The organism is Streptomyces sennicomposti, assembly GCF_019890635.1.
Taxonomy (GTDB): Bacteria; Actinomycetota; Actinomycetes; order Streptomycetales; family Streptomycetaceae; genus Streptomyces; species Streptomyces sennicomposti.
Window position 1 is genome coordinate 60,612 of sequence record NZ_JAIOAB010000006.1, and the last position, 14,159, is coordinate 74,770.

General features: G+C 72.2%; 12 protein-coding genes. 11 read left to right on the top strand and 1 reads right to left on the bottom strand.

All coding sequences use genetic code 11. The annotated features are described in order from the left end of the window. Positions 1 to 68: 68 nt before the first annotated feature. The 6 genes from ftsZ (at position 69) to K7787_RS05640 (ending at position 5,075) form a co-directional block, all read left to right on the top strand. Positions 69 to 1,274 carry a cell division protein FtsZ gene (gene ftsZ, locus K7787_RS05615; protein WP_009188106.1) on the top strand — a complete coding sequence of 402 codons (1,206 nt, stop codon included), beginning with the start codon at positions 69 to 71 and terminating at the stop codon, positions 1,272 to 1,274. After that, positions 1,271 to 1,999, top strand: coding sequence for a peptidoglycan editing factor PgeF (gene pgeF / locus K7787_RS05620; protein ID WP_164391842.1), 729 nt, complete (start codon positions 1,271 to 1,273; stop codon positions 1,997 to 1,999). The genes ftsZ and pgeF overlap by 4 nt, the downstream gene beginning before the upstream one ends. Positions 2,000 to 2,004: 5 nt before the next feature. Next, positions 2,005 to 2,724, top strand: coding sequence for a YggS family pyridoxal phosphate-dependent enzyme (locus K7787_RS05625; protein ID WP_009188104.1), 720 nt, complete (start codon positions 2,005 to 2,007; stop codon positions 2,722 to 2,724). Positions 2,725 to 2,851: 127 nt separating this feature from the next. Then, on the top strand, positions 2,852 to 3,493 hold the full coding sequence (locus tag K7787_RS05630; RefSeq protein WP_027758500.1) for a cell division protein SepF: 642 nt from the start codon (positions 2,852 to 2,854) through the stop codon (positions 3,491 to 3,493). 51 nt (positions 3,494 to 3,544) lie between these two features. Further along, the gene (locus K7787_RS05635; RefSeq protein ID WP_009188102.1) at positions 3,545 to 3,835 is read left to right on the top strand and encodes a YggT family protein; all 291 of its coding nucleotides are present in this window, start codon (positions 3,545 to 3,547) and stop codon (positions 3,833 to 3,835) included. Between the two features lie 52 nt (positions 3,836 to 3,887). Further along, on the top strand, positions 3,888 to 5,075 hold the full coding sequence (locus K7787_RS05640) for a DivIVA domain-containing protein (RefSeq protein WP_043260695.1): 1,188 nt from the start codon (positions 3,888 to 3,890) through the stop codon (positions 5,073 to 5,075). A gap of 336 nt (positions 5,076 to 5,411) precedes the next feature. Here the strand turns inward: K7787_RS05640 and ileS are convergent, their stop codons facing one another. Beyond that, a complete protein-coding gene (gene ileS, locus K7787_RS05645; protein ID WP_223000666.1) occupies positions 5,412 to 8,558 on the bottom strand; it encodes an isoleucine--tRNA ligase in 3,147 nt (1,048 codons plus the stop codon). Between the two features lie 640 nt (positions 8,559 to 9,198). On the opposite strand from ileS, the gene K7787_RS32390 reads away from it, so the two are divergent. From K7787_RS32390 to K7787_RS05670, 5 genes are all read left to right on the top strand, one after another. Beyond that, positions 9,199 to 10,029 carry a TraR/DksA family transcriptional regulator gene (locus K7787_RS32390; protein WP_223000667.1) on the top strand — a complete coding sequence of 277 codons (831 nt, stop codon included), beginning with the start codon at positions 9,199 to 9,201 and terminating at the stop codon, positions 10,027 to 10,029. Positions 10,030 to 10,090: 61 nt separating this feature from the next. Next, positions 10,091 to 10,801: a signal peptidase II gene (gene lspA / locus K7787_RS05655; protein ID WP_009188098.1), complete on the top strand. Its 711-nt coding sequence runs from the start codon at positions 10,091 to 10,093 to the stop codon at positions 10,799 to 10,801. 52 nt (positions 10,802 to 10,853) lie between these two features. Next, positions 10,854 to 11,798, top strand: a complete 945-nt coding sequence (locus K7787_RS05660; protein WP_019984396.1) for an RluA family pseudouridine synthase — start codon at positions 10,854 to 10,856, stop codon at positions 11,796 to 11,798. Then, entirely contained in the window at positions 11,795 to 12,271 is a 477-nt protein-coding gene (locus K7787_RS05665; protein ID WP_019984395.1) for a GNAT family N-acetyltransferase, read from the top strand. Before K7787_RS05660 ends, K7787_RS05665 begins: the two co-directional genes overlap by 4 nt. 139 nt (positions 12,272 to 12,410) lie before the next feature. Next, positions 12,411 to 13,997: a Na+/H+ antiporter gene (locus tag K7787_RS05670; protein WP_043260694.1), complete on the top strand. Its 1,587-nt coding sequence runs from the start codon at positions 12,411 to 12,413 to the stop codon at positions 13,995 to 13,997. Positions 13,998 to 14,159 lie beyond the last annotated feature (162 nt).

Sequence of the window (14,159 nt, forward strand, 5' to 3'; positions counted from 1 at the left end):
CATCAGCCGCCGCCACGCGGGCAACCGCGCAGCGACGGCAACGTAATTCGAGGCGAGAGGCCTTCGACGTGGCAGCACCGCAGAACTACCTCGCAGTCATCAAGGTCATCGGTGTCGGCGGCGGTGGTGTCAATGCCATCAACCGGATGATCGAGGTCGGTCTCAAGGGCGTCGAGTTCATCGCCATCAACACCGACGCACAGGCGCTGTTGATGAGCGACGCCGACGTCAAGCTCGACGTGGGCCGCGAACTCACCCGCGGACTCGGCGCCGGAGCCAATCCGGCCGTCGGCCGCAAGGCCGCCGAGGACCACCGCGAGGAGATCGAGGAGGTCCTCAAGGGGGCCGACATGGTCTTCGTGACGGCCGGTGAAGGCGGCGGCACCGGCACCGGCGGCGCGCCCGTCGTGGCCAACATCGCGCGCTCGCTCGGCGCCCTGACCATCGGCGTGGTCACCCGCCCGTTCACCTTCGAGGGACGGCGCCGGGCCAACCAGGCCGAGGACGGCATCGCCGAACTGCGCGAAGAGGTCGACACCCTCATCGTGATCCCCAACGACCGGCTGCTGTCCATCTCGGACCGCCAGGTCAGCGTGCTCGACGCGTTCAAGTCCGCCGACCAGGTGCTGCTCTCCGGCGTCCAGGGCATCACCGACCTCATCACCACCCCCGGTCTGATCAACCTCGACTTCGCCGACGTCAAGTCGGTCATGTCCGAGGCCGGTTCGGCCCTCATGGGTATCGGCTCGGCCCGCGGCGACGACCGCGCGGTGGCCGCCGCCGAGATGGCGATCTCCTCGCCGCTGCTGGAGGCCTCCATCGACGGCGCCCGCGGCGTCCTGCTCTCCATCTCCGGCGGCTCCGACCTCGGCCTGTTCGAGATCAACGAAGCGGCCCAGCTGGTCAGCGAGGCCGCCCACCCCGAGGCCAACATCATCTTCGGCGCGGTCATCGACGACGCCCTCGGCGACGAGGTCCGGGTCACCGTGATCGCGGCCGGCTTCGACGGCGGCCAGCCGCCGGCCCGCCGGGACAACGTCCTCGGCTCGGCCTCCTCCTCGGCCCCGCGCCGCGAGGAACCCGCCCCGGCGCGCCAGCCCGAGAGCCGTCCGACCTTCGGCTCGCTCGGCAGCGTGACGCCGAAGGAGGAGCCGGAGCCCCCGGCCCCCGAGCCGGTGCACGACATCCCGGCCACCCCGGCCGTCCCGCCGGCGCCGCGGACCTACACGGACAGCGCCGCCGAGGAACTGGACGTACCGGACTTCCTGAAGTGATAGGGCAGCACGACACCGTGAGCGGCGCGCACTTCGCCTTCACCGACCGGTGGGGCGGGGTGAGCGCCGTTCCGTACGAGGAGCTGAACCTCGGCGGCGCGGTCGGCGACGACCCCGCGGCCGTCCGCGCCAACCGGGAACTGGCCGCGAAGTCCCTGGGACTCGACCCGGCCCGGGTGGTCTGGATGAACCAGGTCCACGGCGACGACGTCGCCGTCGTGGACGGACCGTGGACCACCGACCCCGCCCCGCCGGTCGACGGCCTGGTCACCGCCGTCCGCGGTCTGGCGCTCGCCGTGCTGACCGCCGACTGCGTGCCGGTGCTGCTGGCCGACCCGGTCGCCGGGGTGGTCGCCGCGGCGCACGCGGGACGGCCCGGCATGGTCAAGGGGGTCGTCCCGGCGGCCGTCGAGGCGATGCGGTCGCTCGGCGCCGAACCCGCCCGGATCGTCGCCCGCACCGGACCGGCCGTCTGCGGCCGGTGCTACGAAGTGCCGGAGGCGATGCGCGCCGAGGTGGCCGCCGTCGAGCCGGCGGCGCACGCCGAGACGAGCTGGGGCACGCCGGCGCTCGACGTGGGCGCCGGGGTGCACGCGCAGCTCGAACGGCTCGGGGTGCACGACCGGGAGCGCTCGCCGGTGTGCACGCGCGAGTCGGCCGATCACTTCTCGTACCGCCGCGACCGCACCACCGGTCGGCTCGCGGGCTACGTCTGGCTGGACTGATGGGCATGACGGAACGTAAGGACGAACTCGCCGGGAACCTGGCGCGGGTGGAGGAGCGCATCGCGACCGCGTGCGCCGCCGCCGGCCGCGGGCGCGAAGAGGTGACCCTCATCGTGGTCACCAAGACCTACCCGGCCTCCGACGTGCGGCTCCTGGCCGACCTCGGGGTGCGCCAGGTCGCCGAGAACCGCGACCAGGAGGCGGCGCCCAAGGCCGCCGAGTGCGCCGACCTGCCGCTGACTTGGCACTTCGTCGGTCAACTCCAGACCAACAAGGTCCGCTCGGTCGTGGGATACGCGGACTTCGTGCAGTCCGTCGACCGGCTGCGGCTGGTCACGGCGCTGTCGAAGGAGGCGGTGCGCGCCGGGCGCGAGGTGGGCTGCCTGATCCAGGTCGCGCTGGACGCGGGCGAGAGCGCCCGCGGCGAGCGCGGGGGCGTGGCGCCCGGCGGGATCGGGGAGTTGGCCGACGCGATCGCCTCGGCCGAGGGGCTGCGGCTCGGCGGGCTGATGACCGTCGCGCCGCTGACCGGGGAGTACGCGGGCCGTCAACAGGCCGCGTTCGAACGGCTCATGGATTTGTCGACCCGCCTGCGCGCGAACCATCCGGCTGCCACCATGGTCTCGGCAGGGATGAGCGGGGACCTCGAACAGGCCGTGGCGGCCGGAGCGACACATGTGCGCGTCGGCACCTCGGTACTCGGAGTCCGCCCCAGGCTCGGGTAACGTCGCCAGGAAGTCGGACCACAGCAGAAAATATGGTCAATACCGCCGAAGAAGGCGCAACGACCTAGTGGATCGCGGGGACTTCGCGGTCGTCAGCGGATCCACCACAGAGCGGAGGACTCAGAGCATGGCCGGCGCGATGCGCAAGATGGCGGTCTACCTCGGCCTCGTGGAGGACGATGGGTACGACGGCCGGGGTTTTGACCCTGACGACGACTTCGAACCCGAACTCGACCCGGAGCCCGAGCGGGACCGCCGGCGGCACGAGCCGTCGCACCAGCCGCATGGGGCACATCAGCCGCAAAGGGACGAACCGGTACGCGTGGTGCAGCCTCCGGCACCCCGCGAACCCGTGTCGCATTCCGCTTCGCTTCCGGCGGAATCCGGGCGTCCGGCGCGCATCGCGCCCGTGGCATCCATCACACAAGAACGCGCGAGCCTGGAGAAGAACGCACCGGTGATCATGCCCAAGGTCGTGTCCGAACGTGAGCCGTACCGGATCACCACACTTCACCCCCGGACCTACAACGAGGCCCGTACCATCGGGGAACACTTCCGTGAGGGCACCCCGGTGATCATGAATCTGACTGAGATGGACGACACAGACGCGAAGCGACTTGTCGACTTCGCGGCCGGTTTGGTGTTTGGTCTTCACGGCAGCATCGAGCGGGTGACGCAGAAGGTGTTTCTGTTGTCGCCTGCTAACGTCGATGTCACGGCGGAGGACAAGGCCCGCATCGCAGAGGGCGGGTTCTTCAACCAGAGCTGAGACACACCGCTGGAAGACAGGCACGGAGCAGGGGAGAGGGAAGCACCGATCATGGGCGTGGCCATGGAGGTTCTTTACATCGCGCTGATGGTGTTCCTCATCGTGCTGATCTTCCGATTGGTCATGGACTACGTGTTCCAGTTCGCCCGCTCGTGGCAACCCGGCAAGGCGATGGTGGTCGTTCTCGAGGCCACCTACACTGTCACCGATCCACCGTTGAAGCTTCTGCGGCGGTTCATCCCGCCGTTGCGTCTCGGGGGCGTGGCGCTCGACCTGTCCTTCTTCGTTCTGATGATCATCGTCTACATCCTGATCTACATCGTGGGGAACCTCGCGACGTGACTGTGGACGATACGGTCTTGCCGACTGCCGATGACTACGTTGAGGTGAAGAGATGCCGTTGACCCCCGAGGACGTGCGGAACAAGCAGTTCACGACCGTCCGCCTCCGAGAAGGCTATGACGAGGACGAGGTCGATGCCTTCCTCGACGAGGTCGAAGCCGAGCTGACCCGTCTGCTCCGCGAGAACGAGGACCTGCGCGCCAAGCTGGCCGCCGCCACGCGCGCGGCCGCCCAGAACCAGCAGAACATGCGCAAGCCCCCGGAGCAGCAGGACCAGCAGCACCCGCAGCAGCAGGGCGGAATGCCGCAGCAGGGCGGGATGCCCCAGCAGGGTGGTATGCCGCAGCAGGGCATGCGAGGTCCCGGGGCTCCGGTGCCCGCCGGGATATCGGGCCCGCCGCAGCAGCAGATGGGCGGCCCCATGGGTGGCCCGCCCCAGCTGCCGAGCGGTGCCCCGCAGCTGCCCGCCGGCCCCGGCGGACAGGGCCCGCAGGGTCCCGGCCCCATGGGTCAGGGTCCTGGTCCGATGGGCCAGGGACCCGGTCCGATGGGCCAGGGTCCGATGCAGGGCCAGATGGGTCCGGGCCCGATGGGTGGCCCCGGTCCCATGGGCGGCCCCGGCCCGATGGGTCAGGGTCCCGGTGGCGACAGCGCCGCGCGCGTGCTGTCGCTGGCCCAGCAGACCGCCGACCAGGCGATCGCGGAGGCCCGTTCCGAGGCCAACAAGATCGTGGGCGAGGCGCGTTCCCGGGCCGAGGGCCTGGAGCGGGACGCCCGCGCCAAGGCGGACGCGCTGGAGCGGGACGCGCAGGAGAAGCACCGCGTCGCGATGGGCTCCCTGGAGTCCGCCCGCGCCACGCTGGAGCGCAAGGTCGAGGACCTGCGGGGCTTCGAGCGCGAGTACCGTACGCGACTGAAGTCGTACCTGGAGTCGCAGCTGCGTCAGCTGGAGACCCAGGCCGACGACTCGCTGGCGCCGCCGCGCACCCCGGCCGCCGCCTCGCTGCCGCCGTCCCCGGCGCCGTCGATGGCTCCGGCCGGTGCGAGCGCCCCGTCGTACGGCGGGAACCAGGGCATGGGCGGTGCGCCGAGCCCGTCCGGGCCGTCCTACGGCGGTCAGCAGCAGATGTCGCCGGCGATGACCCAGCCGATGGCGCCGGTGCGGCCGCAGGGGCCGTCGCCGATGGGGCAGGCGCCGTCGCCGATGCGGGGCTTCCTCATCGACGAGGACGACAACTGAGGCGGCGGCCCTGAAGGGCCCCACCTAGGCGTCGGCAGCCTGCAGAACGGCCCCGGAGGTTTCTCCTCCGGGGCCGTTCTCGTGCGCCGGGGCACCGGGTCCGCGGCGGGGGCGAGGGGTGTCTCGCCCCCGCCGCCCCTGCCCGTCCCGTCCTCCAGGGGCTCCGCCCCTTCGACCCCGGCGCGGGGCGGGTGGGGCGCGTCTTCGGGCGCGGCGCGGTGGGGGCCGTTCGCGCGGTTCCCCGCGCCCCTTCAAACGCGCGGTTCCCCGCGCCCCTTCCAAGGGGCGCGGGGAACCGCGCGAACGGGGGTCTGGGGGGCGGAGCCCCCAGGGCGGCTACGCCTTGCGGAGGCGGAACGTCAGGGACAGGCCCTCGTCGGTGAACGGCTCGCCGTACGTCTCGTCCGCCTCGCCCTGGGCGAAGTCCGTGGCGAGGACCTCGTCCGCGATCAGCCCGGCGTGCTCCGACAGCGCCGCGATGACCGCGGGGTCCGTCGACGTCCACCGCAGCGCGATCCGGTCGGCGACGTCCAGACCGCTGTTCTTGCGCGCCTCCTGGATCAGCCGGATCGCGTCCCGCGCGAGCCCGGCCTGCCGCAGCTCCTCCGTGATCTCCAGGTCCAGCGCCACCGTCGCGCCCGCCTCGGACGCCACCGACCACCCCTCACGCGGGGTCTCCGTGATGATCACCTCGTCCGGCGCGAGGGCGACGGTCTCCCCGTCGACCTCCACCGACGCCGTGCCCTCGCGCAGCGCCAGCGACAGCGCGGCGGCGTCGGCCGCGGCGATCGCCTTCGCCACGTCCTGCACCCGCTTGCCGAACCGCTTGCCGAGCGCCCGGAAGTTGGCCTTCGCGGTGGTGTCCACCAGGGACCCGCCGACCTCGGACAGCGACGCCAGCGAGGAGACGTTCAGCTCCTCGGTGATCTGCGCGTGCAGCTCGGGGTGCAGGGACTCGAAGCCCGCCACCGCGACCAGCGCCCGCGACAGCGGCTGACGCGTCTTGACGCCCGACTCCGCGCGCGTGGCCCGGCCCAGCTCCACCAGCCGCCGTACCAGCACCATCTGCTGCGACAGCTCCGGGTCGATCGCCGACAGGTCGGCCTCGGGCCAGGAGGCGAGGTGCACCGACTCCGGGGCGCCCGGCGTCACCGGCACGACCAGGTCCTGCCAGACCCGCTCGGTGATGAACGGGGTCAGCGGCGCCATCAGCTTGGTCACCGTCTCGACGACCTCGTGCAGCGTGCGCAGCGCGGCCTTGTCGCCCTGCCAGAAGCGGCGGCGCGACCGGCGGACGTACCAGTTGGACAGGTCGTCGACGAACGCGGACAGCAGCTTGCCGGCCCGCTGCGTGTCGTACGCCTCCAGGGCCTGGGTGACCTGGTCGGTCAGCGCGTGCAGCTCGCTGAGCAGCCAGCGGTCCAGCACCGGACGGTCGGCCGGGGCCGGGTCCGCCCCGCTCGGCGCCCAGTTCGACGTACGGGCGTACAGCGCCTGGAAGGCGACCGTGTTCCAGTAGGTCAGCAGCGTCTTGCGGACGACCTCCTGGATGGTGCCGTGACCGACCCGGCGGGCCGCCCACGGGGAACCGCCGGCCGCCATGAACCAGCGCACCGCGTCCGCGCCGTGCTGGTCCATCAGCGGGATCGGCTGCAGGATGTTGCCCAGGTGCTTGGACATCTTGCGGCCGTCCTCGGCCAGGATGTGGCCCAGGCACACGACGTTCTCGTACGACGACCGGTCGAACACCAGCGTGCCGACGGCCATCAGCGTGTAGAACCAGCCGCGGGTCTGGTCGATCGCCTCGGAGATGAACTGCGCCGGGTAGCGGCTCTCGAACAGCTCCTTGTTCTTGTACGGGTACCCCCACTGCGCGAACGGCATCGAGCCCGAGTCGTACCAGGCGTCGATGACCTCCGGCACGCGCGTGGCCGTCGCCCCGCAGCCGTCCTGCGGGCAGGCGAAGGTCACCTCGTCGATGAACGGGCGGTGCGGGTCCAGGCCCGACTGGTCGGCGCCGGTCAGCTCGGTCAGCTCCGCGCGGGAGCCGACGCAGGTGAGGTGGCCCTCCTCGCAGCGCCAGACGGGCAGCGGGGTGCCCCAGTAGCGGTTGCGGGACAGCGCCCAGTCGATGTTGTTGGTCAGCCAGTCGCCGAAGCGGCCGTGCTTGACCGTCTCCGGGAACCAGTTGGTCTTCTCGTTCTCCTCCAGCAGCCGGTCCTTGACCGCCGTGGTGCGGATGTACCAGGACGGCTGCGCGTAGTACAGCAGCGCGGTGTGGCAGCGCCAGCAGTGCGGGTAGCTGTGCTCGTAGGGGAGGTGCTTGAAGAGCAGGCCGCGCTCGGCGAGGTCCTCGGTGAGCTTCTCGTCGGCCTTCTTGAAGAAGACGCCGCCGACCAGCGGGACCTCCTCCTCGAAGGTGCCGTCGGGGCGCACCGGGTTGACGACCGGCAGGTCGTAGGCGCGGCAGACCTTGAGGTCGTCCTCGCCGAAGGCGGGGGACTGGTGGACCAGACCCGTGCCGTCCTCGGTCGTCACGTACTCGGCGTTCACCACGAAGTGGGCGGGGCTCGGGAACTCGATGAGCTCGAACGGGCGCCGGTACGTCCAGCGCTCCATCTCCGCGCCCGTGAAGGACTGCCCGGTGGGCTCCCAGCCCTCGCCGAGCGCCTTGGCGACCAGCGGCTCGGCGACGACCAGCTTCTCCTCGCCGTTCGTCGCGACGACGTACGTCACCTCGGGGTGCGCGGCGACCGCCGTGTTGGACACCAGGGTCCACGGGGTCGTCGTCCACACCAGCAGCGCGGCCTCGCCCGCCAGCGGGCCGGAGGTCAGCGGGAAGCGGACGTAGACCGAGGGGTCCACGACCGTCTCGTAGCCCTGCGCCAGCTCGTGGTCGGACAGGCCGGTGCCGCAGCGCGGGCACCAGGGGGCCACGCGGTGGTCCTGGACCAGCAGGCCCTTGTCGAAGATCTCCTTCAGCGACCACCACACCGACTCCACGTACTCGGGGTCCATGGTGCGGTAGGCGTCGTCCAGGTCGACCCAGTAGCCCATGCGGGTCGTCAGCTCGGCGAACGCGTCGGTGTGCCGGGTCACCGACTCACGGCACTTGGCGTTGAACTCGGCGATGCCGTACGCCTCGATGTCCTGCTTGCCGCTGAACCCCAGCTCCTTCTCGACCGCCAGCTCCACCGGCAGGCCGTGGCAGTCCCAGCCGGCCTTGCGGGCCACGTGGTAGCCGCGCATGGTGCGGAAGCGGGGGAAGACGTCCTTGAAGACGCGCGCCTCGATGTGATGGGCGCCCGGCATGCCGTTGGCGGTGGGCGGGCCCTCGTAGAACACCCACTCGGGGCGGCCCTCGGACTGCTCGAGGCTCTTGGCGAAGATCTTCTGCTCGCGCCAGAAGTCGAGCACCGCGTGTTCGAGCGCGGGCAGGTCGACCTGGGCGGGCACCTGGCGGTACTGCGGCTGCGTGTTCAACGAGCTTCCTCCGGCGGACGTGCTGCCTTCCGTCGGAGGGACGAGAGCCTTCGTGCTTCCTACGCCGTGTGCGGCGCGCTCCCGCGGTACCACCCTCCTTGGCCCCCCGGTGCGCCGTACGCGCCGACGAGCCCCCTCATTGGGGTCGCGATGCCGGTTCTACTGGCCCCGCGGCCTTACGGGGCGTTCTTCCGGCGGCTCCGGGGTGATCTTCACGTCGCGCTCGCCCCCGGGCTCCCACCGTCCCCGGGTCGCTCTGGGCTGCGTACGCCGCTACTCGTCCCCATCCACGCTTCTCGCTGCGCCCCAGTGTACGGCGCGCCGCGGACAGCGGCCGACCGGTTTTCCGGTACGGGGCCGACCGGTCCCATGGTCCGGGGCGGCGCGGGGACGGGCGGCACGGGGACGGCGGGGGCACGCGGTGACCCGAACGGCGCGCGGGACGGTGTCCGGATCGCGGCGGGCGCGGCCGGCCGGATTACCCGGCGGGGAGCGGGGCACAACGCATGCATGCCTGCCGAGCGGTACCCGTGAGGCGGGCGCATCGGGCGGCGTGCCCCGTTGCCGCGCGACCCGTGTCGATTTATCGTCCCAGCACGATTCTTCTGGGAAGATCACAATATGTGAAGGGGCCGCGGCCATGGTGGTGAGGAAGACCGCCGAGCAGTCGGCGTCCGGCGGGACGAGCGCGGGAACCGCGGCCGGGAAGCCGGCGGCCCCCACGAAACGCACCGCACGCGCGCGCGTGGACGCCGTCGTCCCGACGGCCGCCGACGCGCCCTCGGCCGCCGGCCGGGAGCGGGCCGGCCGCGAGCGGACCGGCCGTGCGGCCCCCGGGACGCCCTCCGGGAGGCGGACGGCGGGTGCGGACGGAACCCGGCGGAACGGAGCCCACCGCAAGGGTGCGGAAGGCGCCGGTGTGGGCAGGAAGAGCACGGGCAAGAAGGCGGGCGCGGCTCGGACCGCGGAGCAGACGGGAGTCACGACGGTGGTTGCTAAGAAGACCCCTGGTACGGCGGCCACGGCGGACACCTCCGCCGTCCCCAAGGCGCGCCTCGCCGCCGCGGCCGAGCCCGGCGACCTCGCGGTACGGCCGGGCGAGGACCCGTGGACCGCGGAGGAGGTCGACGAGGCCCGCGCGGAGCTGCAGTCCGAGACGGAACGGCTGCGCACCGAGATCACCTCGTCCGAGGAGTCCCTGGCGGGCCTGATGCGGGACTCCGGCGACGGTGCGGGCGACGACGACGCCGACACCGGCACCAAGAACATCACGCGCGAGCACGAGATGGCGCTCGCCGCCAACGCCCGCGAGATGCTCCTGCAGACCGAGCGCGCCCTGGACCGGCTCGACGCCGGCACCTACGGCCTGTGCGAGAACTGCGGCGACCCCATCGGCAAGGCCCGTATGCAGGCCTTCCCGCGCGCCACCCTGTGCGTGGAGTGCAAGCAGAAGCAGGAACGCCGGTACTGAACCGGGTCCGGGGCGTGCCGTACCCTCGTCCTCAGTCAGGTACCTAGGTCGAGGGACTCACGTGGCAGAGGCGGAGCGCATCATCGGTACGCCGGACGACACCCCGGAGGCCAAGCGGCCCGGGCAGCGGCCGGGCGCACGGTCGGGGCCGGGCGAGCCGTCCGGCGCCGACGGCACGACGGCCGGGACGGACGGCACGGCCCCCGCCGCGCCCGAGGCCGCCGAGGCGTCGCCCCGCGCGGGCGCACAGCCCGCGCCGGACGCGGCCGGGCCCGAGCGACCCCGCCGCGGGCGCCGGATCGCCGTGCTGTTCTCGGTCGCGGCGTTCGCGTACGCCCTCGACCTGGTCAGCAAGCTGCTGGTGGTCGCCAAGCTGGAGCACCACGCGCCCGTGCGGGTCGTCGGGGACTGGCTCCAGCTGGAGGCGATCCGCAACTCGGGCGCCGCCTTCAGCTTCGGCGAGGCCTACACGGTGATCTTCACGGTGATCGCCGCCGCCGTGATCGTGGTGATCGTCCGGCTGGCCCGCAAGCTGTACAGCCTGCCCTGGGCGATCGCCCTCGGCCTGCTGCTCGGCGGCGCGCTCGGCAACCTCACCGACCGGATCTTCCGCTCGCCGGGCGTGTTCAAGGGCGCGGTCGTCGACTTCATCTCGCCCAAGCACTTCGCCGTCTTCAACCTCGCCGACTCGGCGATCGTGTGCGGCGGCATCCTGATCGTGCTGCTCTCCTTCCGCGGCCTGGACCCGGACGGCACCGTCCACAAGGACTGAGCCGGACAGGCTGCCGTTCGGGAGCACCGGAGCCGTCCGGCATACTCGACGGGTGAGCACGCTTCCCGAGATCCGTACCCTGCCCGTGCCCGACGGCCTGGAGGGCGAGCGCGTCGACGCCGCCATCTCCCGCATGTTCGGCTTCTCCCGTACGAAGGCGGCCGAGCTGGCCGCGGCGGGCAAGGTGCTGGTCGACGGCACGGCGGTCGGCAAGTCCGAGCGGGTGCGCGGCGGCGCCTGGCTGGAGGTCGAGATGCCGCAGGCGCCCGCGCCCGTGCAGGTCGTCGCCGAGCCGGTCGAGGGCATGGAGATTGTGCACGACGACGACGACGTCGTGGTGATCGTCAAGCCGGTCGGCGTCGCCGCCCACCCCAGCCCCGGCTGGAGCGGCCCCACCGTCATCGGCGGGCTGGCCGCCGCCGGCTACCGGATCTCCACCTCCGGCGCCGCCGAGCGCCAGGGCATCGTGCACCGCCTCGACGTGGGCACCTCCGGTCTGATGGTGGTCGCCAAGTCCGAGTACGCGTACACGTCGCTCAAGCGCCAGTTCAAGGAGCGCACGGTCGACAAGCGCTACCACACCCTGGTCCAGGGCCACCCCGACCCGACCAGCGGCACCATCGACGCGCCCATCGGCCGGCACCCCAACCACGACTACAAGTGGGCGGTCACCGCCGACGGCAAGCCCTCCGTGACGCACTACGACCTGATCGAGGCGTTCCGCGCCGCCTCCCTGCTCGACGTGAAGCTGGAGACCGGCCGCACCCACCAGATCCGCGTCCACATGGCGGCCCACCGCCACCCCTGCGTCGGCGACCTGACCTACGGCGCCGACCCCACGCTCGCCAAGCGGCTGAAGCTGACCCGGCAGTGGCTGCACGCGGTGCGGCTCGGCTTCGAGCACCCCGGCGACGGCCAGTGGGTGGAGTTCGCCAGCGACTACCCCGAGGACCTCCAGCAGGCCCTGGACCAGGTCCGCGAGGAGACCTACGCATGAGCCCGTCCCCCGTGGCGTACGAGGTGCGTCCCGCCGAGAGCCCCGCCGACCGCGAGGCCTGCTTCGCGGTCCGCAAGGAGGTCTTCGTCGCCGAACAGGGCGTCGACGAGGAGATCGAGTACGACGCGTACGACGCCGTCGCCGTGCACGTCCTGGCCGTCCGCGCGGACGGCGTGCCGCTGGGCACCGGCCGGCTGCTGCACGGCGAGGCGGCCGCGGCGAAGACCGGCGGCGAGGCGGGCGTCGGCTCCCTCGGGCGGCTCGCCGTCGTCAAGGAGGCCCGCGGACTGGGCGTCGGCGTCGCCCTGGTGCGCGCCGTCGAGGAGGCGGCACGCGCGCGTGGCCTCACGGCCGTCGATCTGCACGCGCAGACGCACGCCCTCGGCTTCTACGAGCGGCTCGGCTACACGGCGTACGGACCGGAGTTCCCGGACGCCGGCATTCCGCACCGCGCGATGCGACGCGCCCTCTAGGGCCCCCGCGAAGGCGGGTGCGGCGGTCCGGCCGCCGCGCCGGGAAGCGGGCCGCGGCCCCCGAAGGGGCCGGTGAGCTGGGTGGCATGGCAGTCTTGAGGTCTGCCGTGTGATCGTCCGACCTCCCGGAGCGCTGACCGTGGATCAGTTGGCCCTGCTGTTCATCGTGTTGCTCGGGGCCGTGATCAGTGTCCCGGTCGGCGACCGGCTCGGGCTGCCCGCGCCGGTGCTGATGACCCTCCTCGGGATCGTGCTGGCGCTGCTGAAGTTCGTGCCGAACGTCGACATCCCGCCCGAGCTGATCCTGCCCGCGCTGCTGCCGCCGCTGCTCTACGCCGCCGTACGGCGCACCTCCTGGCGCCAGTTCGCGGCGAACAAACGGCCGATCTTCCTGCTGGCCGTCGCGCTGGTGTTCGTCACCACGATCTGTGTCGCCGCCGTCGCGCACACCATCGTGCCGGGGCTGCCGGTGGCCGCCGCGGTGGCGCTCGGCGCGCTGGTCGCCCCGCCCGACCCGGTCGCCGCCACCGCCGTCGCCGGACAGCTCGGGCTGCCCCGCCGCCTGGTGTCGATCCTGGAGGGCGAGGGCCTGTTCAACGACGTCACCGCCATCGTGCTCTACCACGTGGCGATCGCCGCCGCGATCAGCGGCGAGTTCTCCGTCTGGCGGGCCGGGCTCGACCTGGTGCTGTCCGCCGTGGTCGCCCTGATCATCGGCGTGGCGCTCGGCTGGGGCGCCAACAAGATGCTGGACCGGCTCGGCGACGCCACCCTCCAGATCGGCCTGACCCTGCTGGTGCCCTACGCGTCCTACGTCCTGGCGGAGGAACTGCACGGCTCCGGCGTCCTCGCCGTGCTGACCACCGCGCTGTTCCTCGCCGAGTACGCCGCCGACGCCGACGACGTGCTGTCCCGGCTGGCCGGGCACACCGTCTGGGACGTCGTCGACACCCTCGTCACCGGCGTCGCCTTCGGACTGATCGGCCTGGAGCTGCACAACGCCATCCGGACCGCCTCAGGTCGCTGGCACGAACTGCTCGGCTGGGCCGGTGCGGTCGTGGCCGTGGTGGTGCTCGTACGGCTGCTGTGGCTGCTCCCGGCGACCTGGCTCACCAAACGCCTGCACGCGCTGCGCGACTACGACGAGGACATCCCGACCAGCTGGCGGGAGACCGTCGTCATGTGGTGGTCCGGGATGCGCGGCGTGGCCTCGGTGGCGCTGGCGCTCGCCATCCCGCTGAAGACGGAGACCGGCGCGCCCTTCCCCGACCGCGACGAGATCGTCTTCATCGCCTTCGGGGTCATCATGGCGACCCTCGTCGTCCAGGGCCTCACCCTGCCCTGGCTGGTCAGGAAGCTGGGGGTGCGGGCCGACACCGAGCGCGAGAAGGAGTTCGAGAAGCAGCTCGCGGTACGGGCGGCCAAGGCGGCCAAGCGGCGGCTGCGCGAGATCGAGTCGGTCGAGGACCTGCCCGAGGAGCTGTCCGAGCAGATGCTGCGCCGCGCCTTCGAGATCGGGCTGCGCATCAACCCGCAGATCGGGGACGAGGAGCGCCGGGAGGCGCAGGAGAACCGGGTACGGCGGATCAGGCGGGTGCGGCGGATCCAGAACGAGATGCTGAGCGCGGCCCGGCACGAGGTGCTGGCCGCCCGCAGCGAGCCCGGCGCCGACCCGGAGATCGTGGACCGGGTGCTGCGCCATCTGGACGTCCGCAGCCTGCGCTGAGCGGCGGTCGCCGCCGGTGGCGGTCTCGGCGGATCGCCGGCCTGCGGGCGGCTGCTGCTGCCGTCTGCCGTCTGCCGTCTGCCGTCTGCCGTCTGCCGTCTGCCGTCTGCCGGCCGCGGTCCGTGACCGCCGGCCGTGGGCTTTCTTTCGGCGTCTGCAGGC

Bases quoted from the DNA above. Each gene is read 5' to 3' on its own strand.
- K7787_RS05625 (WP_009188104.1), top strand. From the start codon at position 2,005: ATGACGGAACGTAAGGACGAACTCGCCGGGAACCTGGCGCGGGTGGAG.
- K7787_RS05630 (WP_027758500.1), top strand. From the start codon at position 2,852: ATGGCCGGCGCGATGCGCAAGATGGCGGTCTACCTCGGCCTCGTGGAG.
- K7787_RS05635 (WP_009188102.1), top strand. From the start codon at position 3,545: ATGGGCGTGGCCATGGAGGTTCTTTACATCGCGCTGATGGTGTTCCTC.
- K7787_RS05640 (WP_043260695.1), top strand. From the start codon at position 3,888: ATGCCGTTGACCCCCGAGGACGTGCGGAACAAGCAGTTCACGACCGTC.
- K7787_RS32390 (WP_223000667.1), top strand. From the start codon at position 9,199: ATGGTGGTGAGGAAGACCGCCGAGCAGTCGGCGTCCGGCGGGACGAGC.
- K7787_RS05665 (WP_019984395.1), top strand. From the start codon at position 11,795: ATGAGCCCGTCCCCCGTGGCGTACGAGGTGCGTCCCGCCGAGAGCCCC.